At 70.9% G+C, this 409-nt stretch carries 1 pseudogene; it reads left to right on the forward strand.

Going from position 1 to position 409, the window contains the following annotated elements:
• Positions 1-270: 270 nt before the first annotated feature.
• Positions 271-409, forward strand: a pseudogene (locus ADL01_RS42475) (SUKH-3 domain-containing protein); the annotation flags it as partial.

Consider the following 409-nt stretch of genomic DNA (forward strand, 5'->3'; position numbering starts at 1 on the left):
GACCCCCCGGACACCCCCAAACACCCAAAAACAAACCAACCCCCCCCCCCCGCCCCATCCGCGAGGACGGCGACCCCCTCCACGGCAGCTTCGCCACACCCTGCCGCGCCTGCACAGCCCTCAGCGACCACTTCGGCGTCCGCATAGTCGACCCATCAGCCCCCACCGGCTGACACAACCCCACCAGGCCCTCCCCAGGCCCCCCGCACGACGGCACGGCCCCAAAAACCCCGACCGCGCCGGTCCATGACCTCGACGATCCAAGGGCAGATGCACACCGACCGCACCTCCACCACCCGCTTCCCCGTAGCCGTCGACGCCGCACTGCGCGCCGCCGGCTGGCAGCCAGGCCGCTGGGACATAAAGCAAGCCGAAATCTGGGCCGACGCCCTACGCGGCCACATCTCCC

It is taken from the genome of Streptomyces sp. NRRL WC-3618 (assembly GCF_001280005.1).
Classification (GTDB): domain Bacteria; phylum Actinomycetota; class Actinomycetes; order Streptomycetales; family Streptomycetaceae; genus Streptomyces.